The sequence below is a fragment of the Pseudomonas sp. MPB23 genome (assembly GCF_046605395.1).
In the GTDB taxonomy this organism is placed as follows: Bacteria; Pseudomonadota; Gammaproteobacteria; order Pseudomonadales; family Pseudomonadaceae; genus Aquipseudomonas.
This window is the reverse complement of sequence record NZ_CP176771.1, coordinates 3,443,378-3,463,751: the sequence shown is the minus strand read 5'-3', so window position 1 is coordinate 3,463,751 and position 20,374 is coordinate 3,443,378. Positions and strand designations below refer to the sequence as shown.

The window sequence follows — 20,374 nt, the reverse complement described above, 5'->3', positions numbered from 1 at the left end:
TTCGTGCAAATATGCCATCCATGGAATATAAACTCAAGAGCATAAAACCTAGCTGACGGAGGCGGTGATCTGCCACCTGCCACCGCCGGAAACCTCTAGCCCGTAACAGGCAATGCCCTTCACGCGCCAACCACGCTGCAAAAACACAATTATCGAAATGTAAAAAGCGCTCTAATACCTGCCTGTTGATTGGTTTTAAAGATTTTGGAGTTCGCAATGCCCCATGAAGGCAACCTGTTACAAGCAGCCGTGGTGTTCCTGCTCGCCGCGGTGTTGACCGTGCCGCTGGCCAAGCGCCTGCAATTGGGCGCGGTGCTCGGCTATCTGTTCGCCGGCGTGATCATCGGCCCGTCGGTATTGGGCCTGATTGGTAATCCGCAAAGCGTGGCGCAGTTCTCCGAGCTGGGTGTGGTGCTGCTGCTGTTCATCATCGGGTTGGAACTGTCGCCCAAGCGTTTGTGGGTGATGCGCAAGGCGGTATTCGGTGTCGGTCTGGCTCAGGTGCTGCTCACCGGGCTGGTGATGGGGGCGGTAGCGCTGTGGCTGTTCGGCCAGTCGTGGAACAGCGCCATCGTGCTGGGCCTGGGCCTGGCGCTGTCGTCCACCGCGTTTGGCCTGCAAAGCCTGGCCGAGCGCAAGGAGCTGAACCAGCCCCACGGGCGCCTGGCGTTTGCGATCCTGCTGTTCCAGGACATCGCGGCGATCCCGCTGATCGCCATGGTGCCGTTGCTGGCCGGCAGCGATCACCCCACCAATGAAGCGCAGGGCGTGCAGCATGTGTTGCAGATCCTCGGCAGCATCGCCGTGGTGATCATCGGCGGGCGCTACATGTTGCGGCCAGTGTTTCGTGTCGTCGCCAAGACCGGCCTGCGCGAAGTGTCCACCGCCACCGCTCTGCTGGTGGTGATCGGCACCGCCTGGCTGATGGAACTGGTGGGTGTGTCCATGGCCCTCGGCGCGTTCCTCGCCGGCCTGCTGCTGGCGGACTCGGAGTACCGCCACGAACTGGAATCCCAGATCGAGCCGTTCAAGGGCCTGTTGCTGGGGTTGTTTTTCATCAGCGTGGGCATGGGCGCCAACCTCAGCCTGCTGCTCAGCTCGCCGCTGATCGTGATCGGCCTGACCCTGCTGTTGATCGGGTTGAAGTTGCCATTGCTGTACGCGGTCGGTCGATGGGTGGGTGACCTCAACCGCGAAAGCGCCCTGCGCCTGGGCGTGGTCCTGGCGGCCGGCGGTGAGTTCGCATTCGTGGTGTTCAAGATCGGCCGCGATCAGGGCCTGTTCGAACCCCATCTCTACGATGTGCTGGTGCTGACCATCACCCTGTCCATGGCCGTCACCCCGCTGCTGCTGTTGGTGTGCCCGAAGCTGTTCAAGCCCAAGGTCAAAACCGTGGAAGTCCCGGAGGAATACCGCACCTTCGAAAGCGATGCACCGCGCGTGGTGATCGCCGGCATGGGCCGGATGGGCCAGATCGTGGCGCGAATCCTGCGCGCGCAGAACATCTCGTTCATCGCCCTGGACACCTCGGTGGAAACCATCGAGCTGACCCGCAGCTTCGGCGGCATGCCAGTGTTCTACGGCGACCCGCAACGCCCGGAGATCCTCCACGCGGCCAAGGTCGACCGCGCGGAATTCTTCGTGATCGCCATGGACGACCCGGAGATCAACATCAAGACCGCCGAGCTGGTGCGCAACCTCTACCCGCACATGCAGATCATCGCCCGCGCGCGCAACCGCCAGCACGTACACCGCCTGGTGGACCTGGAGGCCTCGCCGGTGCGCGAAACCTTCTACTCCAGCCTGGAAATGAGCCGCCGCACCCTGGTGGGCCTGGGCTTGAGCCAGGCCCAGGCCGACGCCCGCATCACCCGCTTCAAGAACCACGACCTGCAACTGCTCGCCGCCCAACACGCGGTGTACGACGACGCGGCCAAGGTCATGCAGACCGCAGAGGAAGCCCGCGCGGAATTGGCGCGGCTGTTTGAGATGGATCGGCTTGAGGAAGAGTCCGACAAGGTGTAACGCCATGGGTGAACGACATTGCGATTTTTCTGACAGAATACGCCGCAATTTCGTTCATCCCTGGAGCGCTTCATGGCCACTTTCACCAAGACCGCAGTCCTGTTGGCCCTTGCGCTGACCGCCGGCAGCGTGTTCGCCGCCACCAAGCCGAGCACGCAAACCATCTCCACCTTGGGCGGCAAGTTCACTTTCAATCTGCCCAAGGCCTACACCGCCGACACCTTGCCGGCGGGCAAGGCCGAAGATGGCAGCGCCGACACCCAAGGCACGATGTACGCCAACCAGACCACCAAAAGTGTGGTGATCGTCGCCGAAACCGTGCGTAACGACGGGGTCACGATCAAGGACAACGACGCGCAATTCCTCGATGGCGCCGTGGCCGGCTTCGTCAAGGACCAGAGCGCCGCCCTGCCCGACTTCAAGAAGCAAGCCGAGAAAAAACTGACCATCAAGGGACTGGGCCTGCGCCAAGTAGACAGCACCGCGACCCAGGGCGGTGGCAAGACGCTGAACTCCACCTTCCTCGGCGGCTCGGGCAATCGCCTGCTGGTGATCCAGGCGATCTCGCGGGCCGACGATGTGAAGGGGCATGCCGAGTTGGTCAAGCAGATTACCGACGGCCAATAACCCGATCGACCAAAGGGCACACCTCCCACATTATTTCAGGCTGTTTTGCAGCCAGGCTTTCAGGTCCTGCACTTCCAACTCGCTGATGGTGTGGTTCATGCCCGGGTAAGTATGAAACTCGGGCTTCAATCCCAACCCCGACAGCAGCTCATTCGCCTGCGTCGCCGAGGCATACGGCAGCGCCTGGTCCAGGGTGCCGTGGCCAATAAAGATCGCCAGCGTGTCCAGGCGCGGGTCGGGTTTGAGCTCGGCCTTGAGCACCGGCAATACGCTGCCACTCAAGGCGGCAATGCCCCGCACCCATTGCGGCTGACGCAGCGCCACTTCGTAGGACATGATCGCGCCCTGGCTGAACCCCACCAGGAACACCCGGTCGCTGCGGGTGTGGTACTTGGCGGTGGCCTGGGTCACGAAGTCTTCGATCAACCGCGCGCTGCTCTGCAAATCGGCGCTCACCCCGTCGTAATCACCGTCGCCGGGGGTCTTGGTAAACCAGCGATACCCCTGGGGATCCACCGGCATCGGCGCGCGGGCCGACAGGTACGTCCAGGTGGAAGGCAACGCGTCCTTGATGCCGAACAGGTCTTGCTCGTTGCTGCCAAAGCCGTGCAGGAAAATCACCAGCGGCTGGTTGCGCGCATCGCCCTGGGTCTGTTCCAGGTACGACAGCGGCAAGTCAGTGTGCAAGGTGGCATCGGCCTGGGCCGCGCCGGCCACCAGGGTCAGCATCAGGGCAAACAGTTTGAGCATGGGACGTGACCTCAGGGCTTGCGCAATAAATAGGTGTCCATGATCCAGCCATTCTCCAGGCGCGCGGCCTTGCGCACCCGTTCGATCTGTTCGGCCACTTCGCTGACCTTGCCGCTGATGAGGATTTCATCCGGCGTGCCCAGGTAGGCGCCCCAGTAAATATCCAGGTCCTGATCGGCCACACTGCGGTAGGAATCTTCGGCGTCGAGCATCACCACCAGGGTATCGGCATCACTCGCCTGCCCCGCCGCCAGACGGCGCCCGGTGGTGATTTCGATGGACTTGCCGATGCGGTTCAGCGCCACCTTATGCTGGGCCGCCAGCGCCTGCACGCTGGTGATACCGGGGATCACCTCGAACTCGAAGGTGCAGCGGCCACTGGCCAGGATCGCCTGCAGGATACGAATGGTGCTGTCATACAACGCAGGGTCGCCCCAGGCCAGGAAAGCGCCCACTTCACCGTCGGCCATTTCCTCGTTGATCATGCGCTCGAAGGTCTGCTGCTTGTCGCGGTTGAGGTCTTGTACCGCCGTGGTGTAGTCGATATTGCCGCGCACGCGCTCGGGGCAATCGGCCTCGACGAAGCGATAGCCGGGCTCGGTGATGTAGGTTTCGCAGATCTCTCGGCGCAGGTCGATCAGCTTGTCCTTGCTCTGGCCCTTGTCCATCAGGAAAAACACGTCGGTGCGGTTCAGCGCTTTCACGGCCTGCATCGTGATGTAGTCAGGGTTGCCGGCGCCAATGCCGATGATCAGGATGCGTTTCATGGGGTGCTCTCATTGCGGGGCGTGGATTTTGCCATGTTCGGGCGCTCAGGCGTGAGTGTCCAGGCGCAGGCGCCACACGCGATTGAAGCGCAGCTCGGTGGCGGACAGCGGCTCGACGTCGATGCGGTAGAACATCGAGACCGGGAACTGCATGACGTACAGCAACGCGGCGCGGATCACAAAGGGATGGGTGATGGCCACGATGTGCCCCGGTTGGGTCTCGAGGGTTTTCATCCACTGCGCCACCCGCGCGCACATCTGGTCGACCGACTCGCCGCCGTGGGGCGCACTGGCGCTATCCGTGAGCCAGGAGTGCAACTCATCGCTATCGAGGCGACCGATGTCCACGCCCTTCCAACGCCCGAAATCGCCATCGCGCAGGGCGCCTTCAATGACCGCTTCACCCGCGTACAGACCCGCCGTCTGCCGCGCCCGCGCCTCCGGTGCACATACCAGGCGCAGCTTTTTCGGGTAGCGATCGGCCAGGGATAACGCCGCGCGTTGCCAGTCCATGGCCACTGATTCGTCATCGGGAAAACGCCCCTGTTTTTGCAGGGGCGTGACGGCATGGCAGATGAGGGTCAAACGGGTGGATTGCATCGTGGGTCGCTGATACGCAGAGGTCGAGGCCACCAAGACTGGCGCAGTTGGCCTCGTGACGCAACGCCCTCGCCCATCCGGCGAGCACGCGGGCGTATCAATCAAACCACTCCCGCCGCCCCTCGAACGTGCTGACGATCAATTCGACAATCATCTGCACCGCGTCGGCATGCTGGACCTGGGCATTGACCGCCAGCCACACCTGGCGATGCATGCTGTCGGCCAGCAGTCCCGGCAAGGCCACCAGGCCTCGGTCGAAGCTGCTCATGTAGTGCGGCAGCAGGCCGATGCAGGCGCCGCAGCGGATCATCTCCAGCATCAGCGAATAGGCCTGCACCTGCACCACCGCGGCCAGGCGTTGTTCCACGACTTGGTTCCAGGGCTGCAAGGCGTCGACCTGGGCGTCGGGCTGCCATTGCACCAGCATGTAGTCATCCAGGTCGTCGACGCTGTCCGGGCGGGTGGTCAGGCGCGAATAGCGCTTGGCGATGTGCGGCAAGTAGTGCAGGCGAGCCAGGGGGCGCGGGGCTTCGGTGATAAAGCTCGGGCCGGGCGTGGGCCCCTCGGCATCCGACAGCCACAGCACCACGTCGACGTCCACCGCTTGCAGGGACAAGTAGCTGTCGAGGGAAATGATCTCCAGGCGCACGCTGGCGTTGCGGCGCAGCAAGGCGATCAGGTCGCGGCCGAGGATGTCATGCAGGATCGGCTCGGCCACGGCCAGGCGGATCAGCGGTTGTTCTATCACGGGCAGGCGCCGCTCATGGGCCAGGGCGATCAGTTGGGCCTGCAGGTGCTGGCCGTCGCGGCTGAGCACCAGGCCGTTGCCCTGGTAACTGAACAGCGCATGGCGCGCCTGCGCCTCCAACTGCACCAGGCGCTTGCGCAGCAGCGTCGCCTTGATATTCAAGCTGCGCGCGGCCTGCATGAAACAGCCACAGCGCGCACTCACGAGGAAATAGCGGGCCACCTCCGGGTCGATCTCATGGGCCAGGGCCAACCATGAACTGCGCGGCTCCGAAGGTGCGCGATAAGCTGCTGGGCCCTGTGGGCCGGACGGTTCCAGTAATGCCATGTGAGACTCCCTGTCTTATCGGTCTGTGCATCCCCTGCGGGTCGGCGCGTATCACTCCAGCACTTTGTTCAACTCGGCGCCGTCGATGCTCAAGGTCGCGGTGTTGAGCATGCCTTCCAGATAGGCCTTGGCGATCTGCTCCTGACGTTGGGCGCGCAGGGCCTGGGTCAAGCGTTCGCGCAGTTCGTCGAGGCTGGCGGTGCGCGCCGGTTGCTGGGCGGTGAGCTTGAGCACATGGAACCCCGCCGCGCTTTGCACCGCGTCCGAGACCGCGCCGACCTTGAGCCGCGACACCGCGCCACGCACCTCCGGCACCAGTTGCTGCAACGGCTGCAGCCCCGAATCGCCACCGCGGGCGGCGGTGTCCGGGTCCTGGGAAAACTGCGTGGCCAACGCGGCGAAATCGCCCGGCGCGGCCTGGGCGCGACGACTCAGTTCCTGGGCCTGGCGACGCACCGTGTCGAGGTTCTGCGGGTCATTGGCCGCGAGGAAAATCTGGCTGACCCGGTACAACGGCGGCGTCACCCATTGCGCCTTGCCGCTGTCGTAGGCCTGTTGCAGTTCGGCGGCGCTGGGGTAATCGGCCGGCACCTGGCTGACCGATAGCATGTAGTCGCGAAACACGATCTGCTCGGTGGCGGCGCGGGTCTGTTGCTCCACCTCCGGGCGCTGCCGCCAGCCCTGGGCGTCGGCCTGTTCGAGCACGGCCTTTTGCGCCAGGCGCGAGCGCAGCCAGGTTTCCAGGGCGCCACGGTTGGCGCGCAGTTGTTCGCGGGATTCGGCCGGCAGGCTGGCCAGCACGCTTTTCAGCTCCGCCAGGTCGATCTGCTGATTGCCCAGGCGCGCCACCGCCGGGCCGGAGGATGCCGTTGCAGGTGTCGGCACCGGCGTCGGTTGCTGGGCCGCGACCGGGTCGCTGCCGGGGCGCAGGCTCAGCACCACGGCCATGACCAGCACGGCCAGCGCACCCGCGCCGAGCATCAGGGTTGGCTTCTTCACAGGACAGGCGCCTCTTCGTCAACCGGAGCGGCGGCCTGGGCCTGCAATTGCGCGGCCTGCTGGCTGAACTCCCGCAGGTAGACGATGAATTCCTGCAGCAAACGGTCCCACAGTTCCAACTGGCTGCGCAGGTGCGGGGCGCCGACACCGGCCACCACCACGTCCATTTCCATCAGCAAGAATTCGCCCTGCTGCGACAACCGCGCAAAGCGGCGCGACGCATTCCACACCTGGGTCAAGCCTTCGGGCAATTCGCCCTGGACCCGTAAGGCGCAGCTATAGGTGAAATCCACATAGCTGTCCTGCTCGGGCGACGGATTACCGAAACGCACGGCAAAACCAATGCCCTGGCTGGCGCTGAGCAATTGCACGATGCCGTTCTGTTCGCTCGGGTTGACCCGATAGCCGGCGTCCTGCAGCAAGTCGGTGAGGCTCTGGACGGTCACACGGGTGATCAATTCGTTCATGGTCTGTGCTTCCTTGTCGATCAATGGTTGGCGCCCGCCTGGGGCGCATCGAAACGGGTCTTGTACAAATCGTCGCCAAAGCCTTGGGCCAGTTCCTCGAACTTGACCCGCGCACTGCTGGCGAAGGGCTGGCGAATACTCATCACCTCGGCCACGTCGATCTTTTCGTAGGCTGCGAGCAACTGCTGGGCCACGCCGTACATCTGTTGATTCTTGGCTGAACATTGCTGCACTTGTGTGTCACGTTCGGCCAGTTGCGCCTGCAAACGGGCGCGCTCGGCCTCCTTGGCCTTGGCCAGCACCAGCAATTCCTCATAGGCCTTCTTGAACTTGCCGGTCTGCTCGTTGCTCGCCGCCACCTGAGCTTGCGCCTGGCTGTGCAGGCTCTGTTGCTGGCCGGCCAGTTGCTCGGCGGTGCCCCGGGCTTTTTCCAGTTCGGCGCTCAACTGTTTGATCTGGGCCTGGGCCTGCTTGGCCTGGTTTTCGGCGGCCAGGCGTGCAGCGCTGGCCTGGGCCTGTTCGCTTTGCAGGGCCTGCAATTGCTGGGTAGTGCTGCGCAGTTGCGTGCGCAGGCGCTCCTCCATGCCTTCGGCCGACGCGCCGGTGGCTACCAGCAGCAGTAACAGCCCGCAGATTCGCGTGTTCATGTGGCATCCCCCTGCGCATCAAAAGCGCGTGTTGAGTTCCAGTTGCATCACATCGACTTCGAACGGCTGGCCATACACTTCGGACGCGCTCAACCAACGCGCACTGGCGTAGATGTTCTTGTCGATGCCGTAGTTGGCGCCAATGAAGTAGCCCTTGGCGTTGGTGCCGCCCAGGTGATACGAGGAGTCGTTGAAGCCGTCGGGCAAGGCATCGGGCTGGATGTACTTGTAGCCGGCCAATACGTTCCAGTCGCCGCGCTTGTGCATCTCCAGCGCGCTACCGAGGGTGAACGACACCATCATCGCGTTGCCGCCACTTTCAAACTCGCCCTGGCTGTTGATGTTGGTGACGATCTCGCCTTCGCTGCGCCGGAGCATCTCGCCCTTGTCGTAGGCCAGGTTGCGGATGAAGTTGGCGTGGCTGCGCAGCTTGAGGTCGCTTGGCAGTTCGGTGTCCCAGACCAGATTGAGGTCCAGCACATCGAACTTGGACGCCAGGCCCACGAACTGCGGGTCGGGTGTCTTGGCAGGATCGGTCGGGTTGGTGGTGTTGTTGCGCAGGTTGAACACGGTGTTGCCTTTTTGCATGAAGGCCACGCGCGTGCCATCGGTGTCGCAACCTGCATCGCCCTTCCACGGCGAGCAAGGGCTGGAACGCTCGCCTTCGATGTCCTTGAACTGGTAGTAGGCGCCGGCGACTTTGACGCGGTTGCTGCGATTGATAGTCCAGTCAGCCCCCACCTGCCCGCCAAACAGCCATTTGGTGTTGCTGTCTTCCTTGTCGATGCCATTGGTGCTGGCGGTGTCGGAGGTGTACTCGATCGGGAAGGCGCCGAGGGTACCGAACAGGCCCCACTCGTTGTTGAGGCGGTGGTTGAAGACCGCGGCCACGCCGTCGAAGTTGAGTTCTTTGGCATACATCATGTCGGTGGAATAGAACGGGTTGCCCATGCGTCCGCCGGTCAACGTCAGGTAGTCGGTGGTTTTCCAGCTCAGGTAACCCTGGTCCAGCCAGATGTCCTTTTTGCCGAAGCCGCCGCCCAGGGTCTGGGTGGTGGACACCGGGTTGTTGTCGGAGCCGGTGGCGATGCGAACGCCAGCGGTCCATTCCGGCGAGATCACCGCTTTCATGCCCAGGCGCGCCCGCACGCGGAATAGGTTTTCGCGGTCCTCACGGGTATTGAGCAAGGGCGGGAACTGGCTGTTGGAGTTTTTGTTGACGTCGTACGGGCCGGTGCTATTGACCTTGGCAAAGTCCGTGATGTTGTTGCTGTTGTTGCCCGAAAAGTAGCGCGACTCGTCACGCAAGCGCATATCGCCATCGAAGCTGATGCGCGAGATCCAGTCAGGGAAGGTATTGGGCTGCGCCCAGTTTTCCTTCTTGGCGGTGGACATCACCTCGGCCTTCACCTGGTCGCGAATCTGGTCGCGCACCGCTTGCGGCACGTACTGCACGCGCACGTCGCCCGGCGCTGCGGTCGGGCCAGCGGCGACCGCCGGCGCGGCGTTGGCCTGACGCGCCTGCTGGGCTTCTTTCTCCGCCTGGGCGATCAGCCCATTGGCGGTGTCCTGGGTCAGCACACCTTGCTGCACCAACAGGCGGATCAGGTTGATGGTGACGTTTTCCGAGGGGGCGACCGGGGCTGCCGTCGCCTGGCCGACCAGGGTCGCGATGACCATGCCGACCGCCAGGGTCAGTCGATTCACGGGGGAAATCATGTGTACGCAACTCCTGTAAAAAACTGCGAAAAATTAGGTGGGTTCATTCCGGGCGTCGGCCCTTGAGCGACAGGCGTACCGGCAGGGTCACCGAGGCCGGGACGCGTTGCGTGGCGTGGGGCATGCGCAAGGCCGCCAGCACCTGGGCGTCGGTCTCGGCGTCGCCGCTGGACTTGGCCAACTCCACACGCGTGATCTGGCCTTCGGCGCTCAACCACACATCGGCCTGGACCGCGTACGCCTTCTTGCGCAACTCCGGGTCGTCCCGCAGCAGGCGCTGAAACACGCCGGCCAGGTACTGCTTGTAAGTACCGGCGCCGAGGCCGCCGCCACCGGAACCGGCCATGCCGCCGCCCTTGCCCGCGCCGATGTTGAAACCGTCGTTACCGGACTGGGCATCGCCGTCGATCTGCATCGGGTTGGCCAGGTCGTCGGCCGGCGAAGGCGGTGCTTCTTCGGCCGGCTTGACCTCTTCAGGCTCGGGCGTGGGCACCGGCTCCGGGACTTTTTCCTCGACCTGGGGCTCGGGCTCCTTGGGTTTTTCCGGCGGCGGTGGCGGCGGTGGCGGCAACGGGATAATCGTCGGCACTTTCGGCGCTTCGCGGCGTACGCCACTCATGTCATTGGCCCATTGCCAGAGCAACCAGGCCGCCACGGCGCCCAGCAGCAGGCCGGCGCCCCACTTCAGCGGACGCAACGGCGCTTTGTTCTTCACAGGCAACGGCGGCATCGGGATCTGTGCGGTCATGGCTCAACCCTGGCTCGGTTTGCCGGTGACCAGCCCGACCTGGGACAGCTCCAGCCGGCGCAACAGGTCGAGGACCTCGATCACCTTCTGGTACTGCACCATGGCGTCGCCGCGCACGATTACCGGGAAGTCCGGGTTCAGCGCTTTCTCGATGCGCAGGCGCTCTTCCAGCTCGCCAAGGGTCACCGGATAAGCGTCGAGGAACACCTGGCCGCCGTCATTCACGGAGATGGCCTTGGTCTTGGCCTGCGACAGCGACACCGAGGCGCTGGCCTTGGGCAAGTGGATCTGGATGCCCGACACCTGGGCAGTGGCGGTGAGGATAAACATCACCAGCACCACCATCAGCACGTCCACCAGGGGGGTGATATTGATGCTGTCGACGGCGGCATCATCGTCATCGTCGTGGGAGGCATTTACGGAAGCCATGGCGATTCTCCTCAGGCCGGCACAGACGCGTGATGGTCGCGACGCAGCGCCGCGTCACTGGACTGGCCCTCGCCGTGCATCTCCGCCAGGCGGGTGATGAACTCGTCGACGAACACGCGCATGTCGGCGCTGACTTCCTTGTTGCGCGTGATCAGGCGGTTGTAGCCGAACAGCGCCGGGATCGCGACGAACAGGCCCATGGCCGTGGCCAGCAAGGCCGCTGCCATGCCGGGGGCGATGGCGTTGATGTTGACGTCACCGGCCATGGCCGTGCCGAGGAACACCACCATGATCCCCAGCACCGTCCCGAGCAGGCCGATGTAGGGGCCGCCGGCGATGGCGTTGGACAGCGTCGAGAGTTTGGAACTGAGCTGCTGGTTCTCGCGGGTGCGCACGCCGTCCATGGAGCAGCGGATCGCTTCGATGGTGGCCGCCGAGACCGACGAGGTGTCGGCGCCCTGGGCGCGGCGGGTGCGGATCTCCTTGACCGCCACGCTGTACAGGCGCCACAGCGAAGAATGGGTCAGGCGCTCAGCCAGTTGCGCGTCGTCGGCATACATCTCCAGGCGGGTACCGATCTGGGCGAAGTGCTCGCGGAAGATCTCGTTGGCACTGCTCACGCGGCTGACCTGACGGTTCTTGCGCAGCATGATGAACCACGACTGGAACATCATCGCCACCAGCACCAGGATGATCACCCAGGCGTCCACCGGCACGGCGTTGAGTAGAAAGCCCAGGCTACCGAAGCCCATGCCCGACTGTTCTTCATCCACCCCGTACGCCACCAGTTTCGATTCGGCGCCCTGGGCACTCGCGTCGGCGAGCAACAGCGCGGCCGGGCGCGCCACTTTGGACAGGCGCAGCTCATCCATGGCCCCGGCGTAGGGCTGATGCGTGCTGCCCGCATCCGGCAGGTCGGCACCGATGGCGAGTTGGGTATTGAAGGCCGGCAACGCGACGGCGAGGGTGGCGGTTTCGCGGCCACTCACATACAGCGTGACTTTTTCGCCCTCGGCGCTGAATGCCAGGTGCTGCCATTGGCCGGGGTTCAGCGGCTGGGTCGAGACGGCGCGCTGGCCGTCGATCTCCACGAACGGCATGCCCTGGTTCAAGCCCAGCAGCAGGCTGTGGGGGCCGTCGCGCCGGGCCAGGACGATTTGCTCGCCGCTGGCCTGGTCCAGGCGCAGCCAGGCACTGAAGGTGAACGCACCGCCGGCGGCCTGTTGCAGCGACGGGCTGGCCGGCAACATCAGCGGTTGGCCGCCGAACTGCAAGGCGCGGCCGATCACGCCGTCGATACTCGCACCGGTGGCGTTCAACGCGGTGTTGGCGTAGGCCGTGGTGTCGCGGGCCGGTGTGCCATTGGCCCCGTCAAAGTGATAGAGCGCGGTGTAGTTCGGGTCGAAGGTCAACTGGCCGTTCGCCGTGGCCGCGGCCTTCTGGTTGCCGTAGTACATCCACAGGTCCTGGCGCTGGCCGCCTTCGACCTTGGGCACATCGACCCAGATCAGCGCCATGCCCATCAGTGGGTCGAAGCTTTCGATCTGGTGATTGAACACGGTCTTGTCATCGGCACTGACAAAGCGCAGGTCGCTGCCGTCATCCTTGACCCCATCAAAGGTGAAGTTGCCGGTGTGCAGGCGCACCAGCAGCGCGGTGCGGCCCAGGGCCTGGTTGATCGCGGCGCCCTGGGCGGTGGTGTCCACCGAAATCTGTTTGCGGTAATGCCAGTCGTCCTGCCACCAGGCATGGGCGGTGGCCGGGAGCGCGAAGCCCAGGCAGATCAACAGGCTCAGGAATAGGCGTTGCATGGGAAGAATCTCCGGGAAAAAAGGTCAGAAAGTCGCCTGCACACTGAAGTGCAGTCGCGAGTCCTGTTTCTGGGTGTTCGGTCCATCGAGCAGCGGGTAGCCCCAATCCAGGCTGCCGGACAACCATTTGCTCAAACTGGCGCGGGTGCCCAGGCCGACACTGGCCAGGCTGTATTCGTCTTCTTGCTCGGGCAGCGGGTCGTGCAGACGCATGCGCGCCCCTTCGGCGAACGCATAGAAGCGCCACTCCTGCACATAACTGCCGAGGAACTTGGCCAGGGATGGGGTGCGCAACTCCTGGGACAGCAGGTAACCGTCGTCCCCGGTGCGCTCGGCCGCCAGGTAGCCGCGCACCGACGTGGCGCCGCCGGCCGAATACTGCTCGTTGGAAACCAAGGGCCCCGAGGCCAGTTGGAAGCCGGCCTTGGACGCCGATTGCCAATCGTTGGCGAAGGTGTAGGTGTAATTCAGGTCGCCCTTGAGCACGGCGAAACTGGCACTGGCCTTGTAGCGCTTGTAGTCGAATTCTTCGGCGTCGCTGCCATAGCCAAAGAAAGCGCGGGTGCCGATGACCAGGTTCAAGCCCAGGCCCAGTTGGGATTTTTCGCTGTAGCGATAGCCGTTGTAGCCCAGGGTGAACGGCGCGTACTTGAGCGGCACCTGGTCGCTGCTGGAACCGAACTTCATCTGCTCGTCGAAGTCCTTGAAGTCGACCCCGAACGACAACGAATGGGCCCAGTTGCCCGCCACCGGCAAGTTGTAGATCGCCGACACACCGTAGGAGTGACCCTTGCCCAATACGTTGCTGCCGCCGATGGTGGCGATGTTGCTGTCGGACTGGTAGCCGGAGAACTGCAAGGTCCAGCGTTCATTCAGCGGGGCGCTATAGGCACCCGACCAGACCTTGGCATTGTCGGTGTCTTCGGGCGCGGTGAAGTAGGTCAAGGAAATGCTGTGGCCCAGTTGCCACAGGTTGTCGTAGCCCAGGGTGGCGACCGAACGCAGTTCCTTGGTGTCGGCGCTGTAGTCGTTGTTCAGACCGAGGCTGGCGTGCCAGGGGTTCTGGTCCTCGACCTGCAAATCCACATCCATGGTGCCCGGCCGCTGGCCCTCGCGCACCAGTGGCGTGACCTGCCGACCGGCACTGCGGTTGAGCCCGGTCAGTTGGGTTTGCACTGCGGCGAAATCCGGCACTGCGCCCTCCTCCAGGCCCGGCACCTGCTCGCGGATCTCCACCGGCGAATAGTGCTTGGCGCCGACCACACGCACACGGCCGACCTTGGTTTCGCTGACATGCAGATAGACGATACCGTCATCGACCTTCTGCTCCGGCAGCTCCACGAACACCGACTGGTAGCCGCGCGCCTGGTAGATCTTCTGCAGCGCATCGCGGGCGCCTTCGATATCGCCCAGGGTCTTTTGCGGACCGAGAAACGGGTACACCGCTTCTTCGATCGTCGCCGCATCGAGCACGGTATTGCCGCGCACGAAATACTCATTGACGTCCACCCGGCGCGCTGGGGCATCGCCCTCCTCGGCCAGCGCCGGCTGCACCAAAGTGCCCAGCGCCAGGCAACACAGCGCCAGCGTTGACTTGAACAGATGCTCCACACAGCCCCCTAACTTTCTGAAATATTGCGCCGTCGCCGCATGCACGGCGTTTGGCCTGCTCAATTGCGAGTGGTCGACACTTGGCTGTGCCGGGCCAGCCAGGTGTGCAGCAACGCGAAGTTCAGGGAGAACTCCGGCATGTGCAGCAAGGCTGCGCAAAACACTTCGCCGACGATGGTCTGGATCAACTGCACCGCCCGTGGGTTGTCCAGCAGGGTGGCGATGTCGCGCTGCAGGGCCTGGATGCCCCACACCTTCTGGTGCAGGTCGAGGCCGACGAACCAGCGGAACAGCAGGTTGTAACTGAGCTGTTCGTGCAATTGCTGTTCGCTGGGTACGGCGTACAGCAGTTGCAACAACAGGATCTGCACCACGGTGCGCGGTGCGATCAGCATCCCCGGCGCCGGCTGCAACAGGTCGTGGTGCCGGTCGAACACCTCGTCGATCTGCGGGCGCAACAGCACCAGCGAATGGCCCGCCGGGATGTAGCTGGAGACTTCCTTCAAGGCGCCCTGCCAATCGTCCTGGGAGACGATCCACACCCAGGGCGCGCCGTAGCGGTACACCGAAACCGGCTTCTTGCGCGCGGCTTCGACGATCTTCGACAGGCGCTGATCGAGCTCCTGCATGCCGACTTTCGAGTAACGTTCCATAGTTCCCATGTGCCCCACTCCTGGCGTCCTGCTGACGGCTCGGGAGACAACGTGTGATTGTCTCCAGCGCGTTACATAGGCAAGACAGGCGTGGGTGGGAGCTACCGAACTTTTGTCATGAAAGCTTCATTTGGGATTGAGTGGGGGGCAATTTTTGGGTGGCATGACCACAACTCATCAGCGCATAGGTGGGGGCTAGCGGAGTCAGCGATCGAGAATCAGATAACGAAGTTAACCAGTCGGTTGGGCACCACAATCATCCTTCTCGCGCCTTCCAGATAGCTGCGCAACACTGGATCAGCCAAGGCCCGGATCCGTATCGCATCGTGATCCGCATCAGCCTGGATCAGGATGTCCCCACGCAATTTGCCGTTGACTTGCACCATCATTTTCACTTCGTCCTGCTTCAAGGCTTCGTCGTCCGGCGCAGGCCATGAACTGTCATATATGTCGCCCGGGAAACCCAGCTCCGCCCAGAGTACCTGGGTGATGTGCGGCGTCACGGGATTCAGGACCCGCAGCAGGATCGCCATCCCCTCGCGGGTCACCTTGAGGCCGGCAGCCCTGCCCCCCTCCAACACCTTGAGCATCTTCATCGCACCCGACACTACGGTGTTGTATTGCATCCGTTCGTAATCGCTGTTGACCTGCCGTAGCAAGCGATGCATCTCAAAGCGCACACGCCTGGATTCGCCAACGTCCTCAACCCAATCGCCCACCCTCGCCTGACCTTCATAGGCAAACGTCCATAGCCGACGCAGGAAGCGATAAGCCCCCTCAACCCCGCTGTCGCTCCAGATCGTGTCCTGGTCGGGAGGGCCCGCGAAAATGGTAAACAAACGGGCAGTGTCGGCGCCGAACCTGCTGATGATGTCCTTCGGCTCGACAACGTTGTTCTTCGACTTGGACATTTTTTCCACGCCGCCAATGATGACGGGCAAACCGTCCTCAAGCGCCGTAGCCTTCACCGGGCGACTTTTTTCATCGTACTCGACCGTCACCTGCGCCGGATAAAACCATTGCCGGCTGCCATCGTCCGCTGTGCGGTAATAACTTTCACGCAACAGCATGCCTTGGGTGAACAGGTTCTTGAACGGCTCGCTGAACGCCACCAGCCCCTCATCGCGCATCGCCCGGGTCCAGAACCTGGCGTACAGCAAATGCAGCACCGCGTGCTCGATACCGCCGATGTATTGATCGATGGCCATCCAGTATCGACTGCCGGGCCCGACCATCTCAGTATCACTGTCGGGATCGCAATAGCGCATGAAATACCAGCTTGAGTCGACGAAGGTATCCAGGGTGTCGGTTTCCCGTAGCGCCGGAGCCGCGCAGCGAGGGCAAGCCACCTGGCGAAACCCGGCATGCGCCAGCAACGGATTTGCGCGGCCGTCGGGAACGCAATCGGTCGGCAACACCACAGGCAGATCCGAATAAGGGACCGGAACGTCGCCACACTGTTCACAACGGATGATGGGGATTGGGGTCCCCCAGTAACGTTGCCGTGAAATCCCCCAATCGCGCAGGCGCCAGGTGGTGGATTCCTCACCCATCCCACGCTCAACCAACGCCGCGATGATGGCCTGAGTGGCCTGTGTGACTGTCAACCCATCGTAGGCGCCGGAGTTGATGAGATGGCCGTCCCGGCTGGCATGGCTGTCCGACCAGTCCTGAAAGTCATAGACCTGATCGTCGCAAGCAATGACCTGACGAACAGACAACCCGTATTGATTGGCAAAGTCGAAGTCACGCTCATCGTGGGCAGGCACAGCCATCAAGGCGCCTTCCCCATATTCGCTGAGCACATAGCTGGTAATCCACAGGGCGACAGGCTCACCGGTCAACGGGTGCTCGACGTGCAAACCGCTGGGAACGCCAATCTTGACCTGGGCGCTGGAGCCCGGATCGGCATCTGCCGCTTGACGACACGCCCGCACCTGAGATTCCAGGCGCGGATCGAGTTCCAGAGCACGCCTGGCCAGTGCATGCCCGGGTGAAATGGCACAGAAGGTCACCCCCATGAGCGTATCCACGCGGCTTGTGAACACCCACAACTTGCCAGCATCGATCAGTTGCTCCGACGCATCCCGGACCTGGTGGGCAAATGCCAGACGAACACCGCTGGCCTTGCCGATCCAGTTGTGCTGCATGGTGCGCACCCTGTCGGGCCAGCCATCCAGAGTGTCGATGTCTGAGAGCAACTCTTCGGCATATTGCGTGATACGCAGGTAGTACCCGGGAATTTCCCGCTGCTCGACCAACGCCCCCGAGCGCCAGCCCCGACCGTCGATCACCTGCTCATTGGCCAGCACCGTCTGATCGACAGGATCCCAATTGACTATCTGGGTTTTCCTGTAGGCCACGCCCTTTTCCAGCAATTTGAGGAAGAACCACTGACTCCATTTGTAATACTGCGGGTCGCAGGTGGCGATCTCGCGCGGCCAGTCGAAGGCCAGTCCCAGCGGCTGCATTTGCGCCTTCATGTCCGCAATGTTCAGCCGTGTCCACTCGGCAGGAGAAACATCCGACTGCATGGCCGCGTTCTCTGCCGGCAAGCCAAAAGCATCCCAACCCATCGGCATTAGCACGTTGAATCCTTTCATGCGCATATGACGGGCCAACATGTCGTTGATCGTATAGTTACGCACGTGCCCCATATGCAACTTTCCCGAGGGATAAGGGAGCATCGAGCAGGCATAAAATTTGGGCCGGGTTTCATCTTCGACTGCCCTGAATACATCATCTTCAAGCCATTTGGCCTGCGCCGTACTTTCTACCCGGGCTGGATCATATTGCGGTCGCATAGAGGTTCCTTGACATTGCTGGAGCTGAAGGACAAATGACTCGCTCGGCTCACACTCCTTGAAAATTGCCGGTCGATTTGCGTTAGCTCCTGTCCGGCGATGAAACACGCGGTGCTACAGCCGTCCTGGCAGCAGCCTCCGAACAGTATTCATGAACTCATGCCCGTTCTGATCTTGCATGCGCCCCTGCCGAGTATGTTCGACACTCAAATCGGTAAGCCCTGAATCTTGTGCAAGTGCCCAAGAAGGATTCCCGATATCGACGGATCTGGCAGTATCAATGTATTTATTTTTTTGCTCTGACATTAACGACCTCCATCATTCATGACGCAAGAAGAGCCATTACAGCAACGAAACTCAACACACCGACCACTTCCTGCCCGCCCCAGCAGGCTTGCACATTCATTTTTTCTCGGCAACTAAGAAAATTCGTTAATTTGCGAATGAAAGTTCCGTAGGAATTTTCGACAAAACCAAGACGCCACTTAAACAGTGCATCAACAGATGACACATACGACATGCGACCCCGATGAGAAATGACACCCAGCGCCAACCAGAAATATCATGTAACGAAACAAGCTAATATTGCTGGACTTCACACCAGCAAAGTTTAGACGCCACTCTATATTGAGGCGTTACGCCCACCTTATTACAACCGACCTCTAAGGATAGTCTGAAGTAGGCCGCTATTTTTCGACTGCTAAGCCATAGGTGCTTTCAAAAAACGGCGGCCGTTCAAAACCGATCACGTCTGCCGCCTATTCCATCCATTTTTTCCGCTGAACGCTCCTCGCAGCAGCTATTTTCCTCATTACGGACGCACCTCTCCTGCGCTGGAGAGCAAATATCGACGCGCCATCCAAAGGTTCGACAGGGCGAACAGCGTCACCATCTGAGCAGTGTTTTTCACCAAGCCTCGGAAACGCACTTTCGTATAACCAAACTGACGCTTGATCACTCGAAATGGATGCTCAACCTTGGCGCGAACCTGGGCCTTGGCTTTCTCGATCTTGCGCATCGCTTTGTACAGCGCGCTGCGTTTACCGTGTTTTTTGTAGGTACTGCGCCGGGCTGCAATCTGCCAGATGACGTGGCGTCCCGCATGCTCTTCGCGCTTCTCGACACCGGTATAGCCTGCATCGGCGCAGACCACGTTCTCAGCACCGTGTAGCAGTTTGTCGAGTTGGGTTATGTCCGCGACGTTGGCCGCAGTGACCACCACGCTGTGCACCAGCCCTGACTCATCGTCGACACCAATGTGAGCTTTGGCACCGAAGTAATACTGGTTACCTTTCTTGGTTTGATGCATCTCAGGGTCGCGTTTGCCATCCTTGTTCTTGGTCGAACTGGGCGCATGAATCAGCGTGGCATCGACGATGGTGCCTTGTCGCAGTGACAGGCCACGGTCGCCCAGATAGCCATTGATCACGCCGAGAATACCAGCGGCCAACTCGTGCTTTTCCAGCAGGCGACGGAAGTTGAGAATGGTAGTTTCATCTGGGATCCGCTCCAGGCTCAGACCGGAAAACTGGCGCAAGATCGTCGTCTCGTACAGCGCTTCCTCCATCGCAGGATCGCTGTAACCGAACCAGTTCTGCATGAGATGAACCCGCAGCATCGCCATCAAAGGATAGGCTGGACGACCACCTTCGCCCTTCGGGTAATGAGGTTCGATCAGGGCAATCAAACCCTTCCAGGGTACGACCCGATCCATCTCGATCAGGAACAATTCCTTGCGGGTCTGCTTGCGCTTACCGGCGTACTCGGCATCGGCGAAGGTCATTTGCTTCATTGAAAAGCTCGGCGATTGGTGTCCGGGGATTTTGCCAAATCAGGAAGTCTTTTTCAGGATTTCCCTAAACGGAGGCGCAATCATGGAAGGAAGATTGAAAGGTAAGCGAGCTAATAACAGGTGCTTCGACAGCCATTGGAAGAGCGATAGCCGAAGCGTTCATTACCCAAGGGGTCGATGTCTGCATTAGCCGGGGGGGGGGGGGGGGTCTTGAACAGCGGGCCAGTTTCATGTTTATGGATGTTGCAAGCTGTACCGTAGATGTACTCTTCGAGACAGCGCGCGCGAACATCGAACCGATAGATATACTTGTCAATAATCCCGCATTTATAACCCGCACTCCGTTCATGGAGGTGAGCGGAGAGGAGTACGAAGAAACCCTCGCAGCCAACCTCAGCTTTCCCTTCTTTGCAACTCAACGCTTTGCAACAGATTGCATAGCACGTAAACAGAGCGGCATCATCATTAACATTTCATCTGTCAGTGCCGTCAAGGCGGTCAGCCGAATGTCAGCTTATCAAGCCAGCAACGCAGCACTGTCGATACTTACACGAAGCTGTGCGCTGGAGCTTGCGCCCTATGGCATCAGGGTCAACACCATTTCACCTGGGCTGAACGCCACCAACAGCAACGCCAACCAGCGGCGGGACGCTCCAGAGGTATGGCAGAACAGAAAAAAGACATTCCAATGCAACGCGCAGGAATTACCTCGGATATGACAGGCGCGGCCATCCTCCTGGCATCTGATGAGTCATCATGGATGACCGGTGTCGATTTGCTCATTGATGGCGGGTATAGCTGTGTTTAGAGCGTCGGAGCCGGCTTGTCGGATCGCCGCACCGCAGCGAAG

At 61.7% G+C, this 20,374-nt stretch carries 17 protein-coding genes and 1 pseudogene; 3 read left to right on the top strand and 15 right to left on the bottom strand.

Features of this window, described 5'->3' with window-relative positions:
• Positions 1-216: 216 nt before the first annotated feature.
• Both ACLH0J_RS16065 and ACLH0J_RS16060 read left to right on the top strand, forming a co-directional pair.
• Positions 217-2,025 carry a monovalent cation:proton antiporter-2 (CPA2) family protein gene (locus ACLH0J_RS16065; RefSeq protein WP_411388064.1) on the top strand — a complete coding sequence of 603 codons (1,809 nt, stop codon included), beginning with the start codon at positions 217-219 and terminating at the stop codon, positions 2,023-2,025.
• A 72-nt stretch (positions 2,026-2,097) separates the two neighbouring features.
• Positions 2,098-2,652, top strand: coding sequence for a hypothetical protein (locus ACLH0J_RS16060; RefSeq protein ID WP_411388063.1), 555 nt, complete (start codon positions 2,098-2,100; stop codon positions 2,650-2,652).
• A 30-nt stretch (positions 2,653-2,682) separates the two neighbouring features.
• Here the strand turns inward: ACLH0J_RS16060 and ACLH0J_RS16055 are convergent, their stop codons facing one another.
• The 15 genes from ACLH0J_RS16055 to ACLH0J_RS15985 all read right to left on the bottom strand — a co-directional run bounded on the left by ACLH0J_RS16055 (position 2,683) and on the right by ACLH0J_RS15985 (position 19,524).
• On the bottom strand, positions 2,683-3,402 hold the full coding sequence (locus ACLH0J_RS16055) for an alpha/beta hydrolase (protein WP_411388062.1): 720 nt from the start codon (positions 3,400-3,402) through the stop codon (positions 2,683-2,685).
• 11 nt (positions 3,403-3,413) lie between these two features.
• The gene (gene cobF, locus ACLH0J_RS16050; RefSeq protein ID WP_411388061.1) at positions 3,414-4,169 is read right to left on the bottom strand and encodes a precorrin-6A synthase (deacetylating); all 756 of its coding nucleotides are present in this window, start codon (positions 4,167-4,169) and stop codon (positions 3,414-3,416) included.
• A 45-nt stretch (positions 4,170-4,214) separates the two neighbouring features.
• Entirely contained in the window at positions 4,215-4,769 is a 555-nt protein-coding gene (locus ACLH0J_RS16045; RefSeq protein ID WP_411388060.1) for a histidine phosphatase family protein, read from the bottom strand.
• A 97-nt stretch (positions 4,770-4,866) separates the two neighbouring features.
• Positions 4,867-5,844, bottom strand: coding sequence for a LysR substrate-binding domain-containing protein (locus ACLH0J_RS16040; RefSeq protein WP_411388059.1), 978 nt, complete (start codon positions 5,842-5,844; stop codon positions 4,867-4,869).
• 51 nt (positions 5,845-5,895) lie between these two features.
• Complete coding sequence (locus ACLH0J_RS16035; RefSeq protein WP_411388058.1) at positions 5,896-6,843, bottom strand: peptidylprolyl isomerase; 948 nt, start codon at positions 6,841-6,843, stop codon at positions 5,896-5,898.
• Entirely contained in the window at positions 6,840-7,310 is a 471-nt protein-coding gene (locus ACLH0J_RS16030) for a YbjN domain-containing protein (protein ID WP_411388057.1), read from the bottom strand. The genes ACLH0J_RS16035 and ACLH0J_RS16030 overlap by 4 nt, the downstream gene beginning before the upstream one ends.
• Positions 7,311-7,330: 20 nt before the next feature.
• Positions 7,331-7,957, bottom strand: coding sequence for a DNA repair protein (locus ACLH0J_RS16025; protein ID WP_411388056.1), 627 nt, complete (start codon positions 7,955-7,957; stop codon positions 7,331-7,333).
• Between the two features lie 18 nt (positions 7,958-7,975).
• Positions 7,976-9,676 (bottom strand): putative porin, encoded by a 1,701-nt coding sequence (locus ACLH0J_RS16020; RefSeq protein WP_411388055.1) that lies wholly within the window; start codon positions 9,674-9,676, stop codon positions 7,976-7,978.
• A gap of 43 nt (positions 9,677-9,719) precedes the next feature.
• Positions 9,720-10,424, bottom strand: a complete 705-nt coding sequence (locus ACLH0J_RS16015) for an energy transducer TonB (protein ID WP_411388054.1) — start codon at positions 10,422-10,424, stop codon at positions 9,720-9,722.
• A 3-nt stretch (positions 10,425-10,427) separates the two neighbouring features.
• Positions 10,428-10,853, bottom strand: a complete 426-nt coding sequence (locus ACLH0J_RS16010) for an ExbD/TolR family protein (RefSeq protein ID WP_010564254.1) — start codon at positions 10,851-10,853, stop codon at positions 10,428-10,430.
• A gap of 11 nt (positions 10,854-10,864) precedes the next feature.
• Entirely contained in the window at positions 10,865-12,664 is a 1,800-nt protein-coding gene (locus ACLH0J_RS16005) for a DUF2341 domain-containing protein (RefSeq protein WP_411388053.1), read from the bottom strand.
• A 24-nt stretch (positions 12,665-12,688) separates the two neighbouring features.
• Complete coding sequence (locus tag ACLH0J_RS16000; protein WP_411388052.1) at positions 12,689-14,275, bottom strand: ShlB/FhaC/HecB family hemolysin secretion/activation protein; 1,587 nt, start codon at positions 14,273-14,275, stop codon at positions 12,689-12,691.
• A 59-nt stretch (positions 14,276-14,334) separates the two neighbouring features.
• Positions 14,335-14,928 (bottom strand): transposase, encoded by a 594-nt coding sequence (locus ACLH0J_RS15995; protein WP_411392838.1) that lies wholly within the window; start codon positions 14,926-14,928, stop codon positions 14,335-14,337.
• 218 nt (positions 14,929-15,146) lie between these two features.
• On the bottom strand, positions 15,147-17,732 hold the full coding sequence (leuS, locus tag ACLH0J_RS15990) for a leucine--tRNA ligase (RefSeq protein ID WP_411388051.1): 2,586 nt from the start codon (positions 17,730-17,732) through the stop codon (positions 15,147-15,149).
• 811 nt (positions 17,733-18,543) lie between these two features.
• Positions 18,544-19,524, bottom strand: a complete 981-nt coding sequence (locus ACLH0J_RS15985; RefSeq protein ID WP_198865554.1) for an IS5 family transposase — start codon at positions 19,522-19,524, stop codon at positions 18,544-18,546.
• A 113-nt stretch (positions 19,525-19,637) separates the two neighbouring features.
• On the opposite strand from ACLH0J_RS15985, the pseudogene ACLH0J_RS15980 reads away from it, so the two are divergent.
• Positions 19,638-20,332, top strand: a pseudogene (locus ACLH0J_RS15980) (SDR family NAD(P)-dependent oxidoreductase).
• The last annotated feature ends 42 nt before the right edge of the window (positions 20,333-20,374 follow it).

What these genes read in the sequence shown, in the direction of transcription:
- ACLH0J_RS16065 (WP_411388064.1), top strand. Translation starts at nt 217, where the DNA reads ATGCCCCATGAAGGCAACCTGTTACAAGCAGCCGTGGTGTTCCTGCTC.
- ACLH0J_RS16060 (WP_411388063.1), top strand. Translation starts at nt 2,098, where the DNA reads ATGGCCACTTTCACCAAGACCGCAGTCCTGTTGGCCCTTGCGCTGACC.
- ACLH0J_RS16055 (WP_411388062.1), bottom strand. Translation starts at nt 3,402, where the DNA reads ATGCTCAAACTGTTTGCCCTGATGCTGACCCTGGTGGCCGGCGCGGCC.
- cobF (WP_411388061.1), bottom strand. Translation starts at nt 4,169, where the DNA reads ATGAAACGCATCCTGATCATCGGCATTGGCGCCGGCAACCCTGACTAC.
- ACLH0J_RS16045 (WP_411388060.1), bottom strand. Translation starts at nt 4,769, where the DNA reads ATGCAATCCACCCGTTTGACCCTCATCTGCCATGCCGTCACGCCCCTG.
- ACLH0J_RS16040 (WP_411388059.1), bottom strand. Translation starts at nt 5,844, where the DNA reads ATGGCATTACTGGAACCGTCCGGCCCACAGGGCCCAGCAGCTTATCGC.
- ACLH0J_RS16030 (WP_411388057.1), bottom strand. Translation starts at nt 7,310, where the DNA reads ATGAACGAATTGATCACCCGTGTGACCGTCCAGAGCCTCACCGACTTG.
- ACLH0J_RS16025 (WP_411388056.1), bottom strand. Translation starts at nt 7,957, where the DNA reads ATGAACACGCGAATCTGCGGGCTGTTACTGCTGCTGGTAGCCACCGGC.
- ACLH0J_RS16020 (WP_411388055.1), bottom strand. Translation starts at nt 9,676, where the DNA reads ATGATTTCCCCCGTGAATCGACTGACCCTGGCGGTCGGCATGGTCATC.
- ACLH0J_RS16015 (WP_411388054.1), bottom strand. Translation starts at nt 10,424, where the DNA reads ATGACCGCACAGATCCCGATGCCGCCGTTGCCTGTGAAGAACAAAGCG.
- ACLH0J_RS16010 (WP_010564254.1), bottom strand. Translation starts at nt 10,853, where the DNA reads ATGGCTTCCGTAAATGCCTCCCACGACGATGACGATGATGCCGCCGTC.
- ACLH0J_RS16005 (WP_411388053.1), bottom strand. Translation starts at nt 12,664, where the DNA reads ATGCAACGCCTATTCCTGAGCCTGTTGATCTGCCTGGGCTTCGCGCTC.
- ACLH0J_RS15995 (WP_411392838.1), bottom strand. Translation starts at nt 14,928, where the DNA reads ATGGAACGTTACTCGAAAGTCGGCATGCAGGAGCTCGATCAGCGCCTG.
- leuS (WP_411388051.1), bottom strand. Translation starts at nt 17,732, where the DNA reads ATGCGACCGCAATATGATCCAGCCCGGGTAGAAAGTACGGCGCAGGCC.
- ACLH0J_RS15985 (WP_198865554.1), bottom strand. Translation starts at nt 19,524, where the DNA reads ATGAAGCAAATGACCTTCGCCGATGCCGAGTACGCCGGTAAGCGCAAG.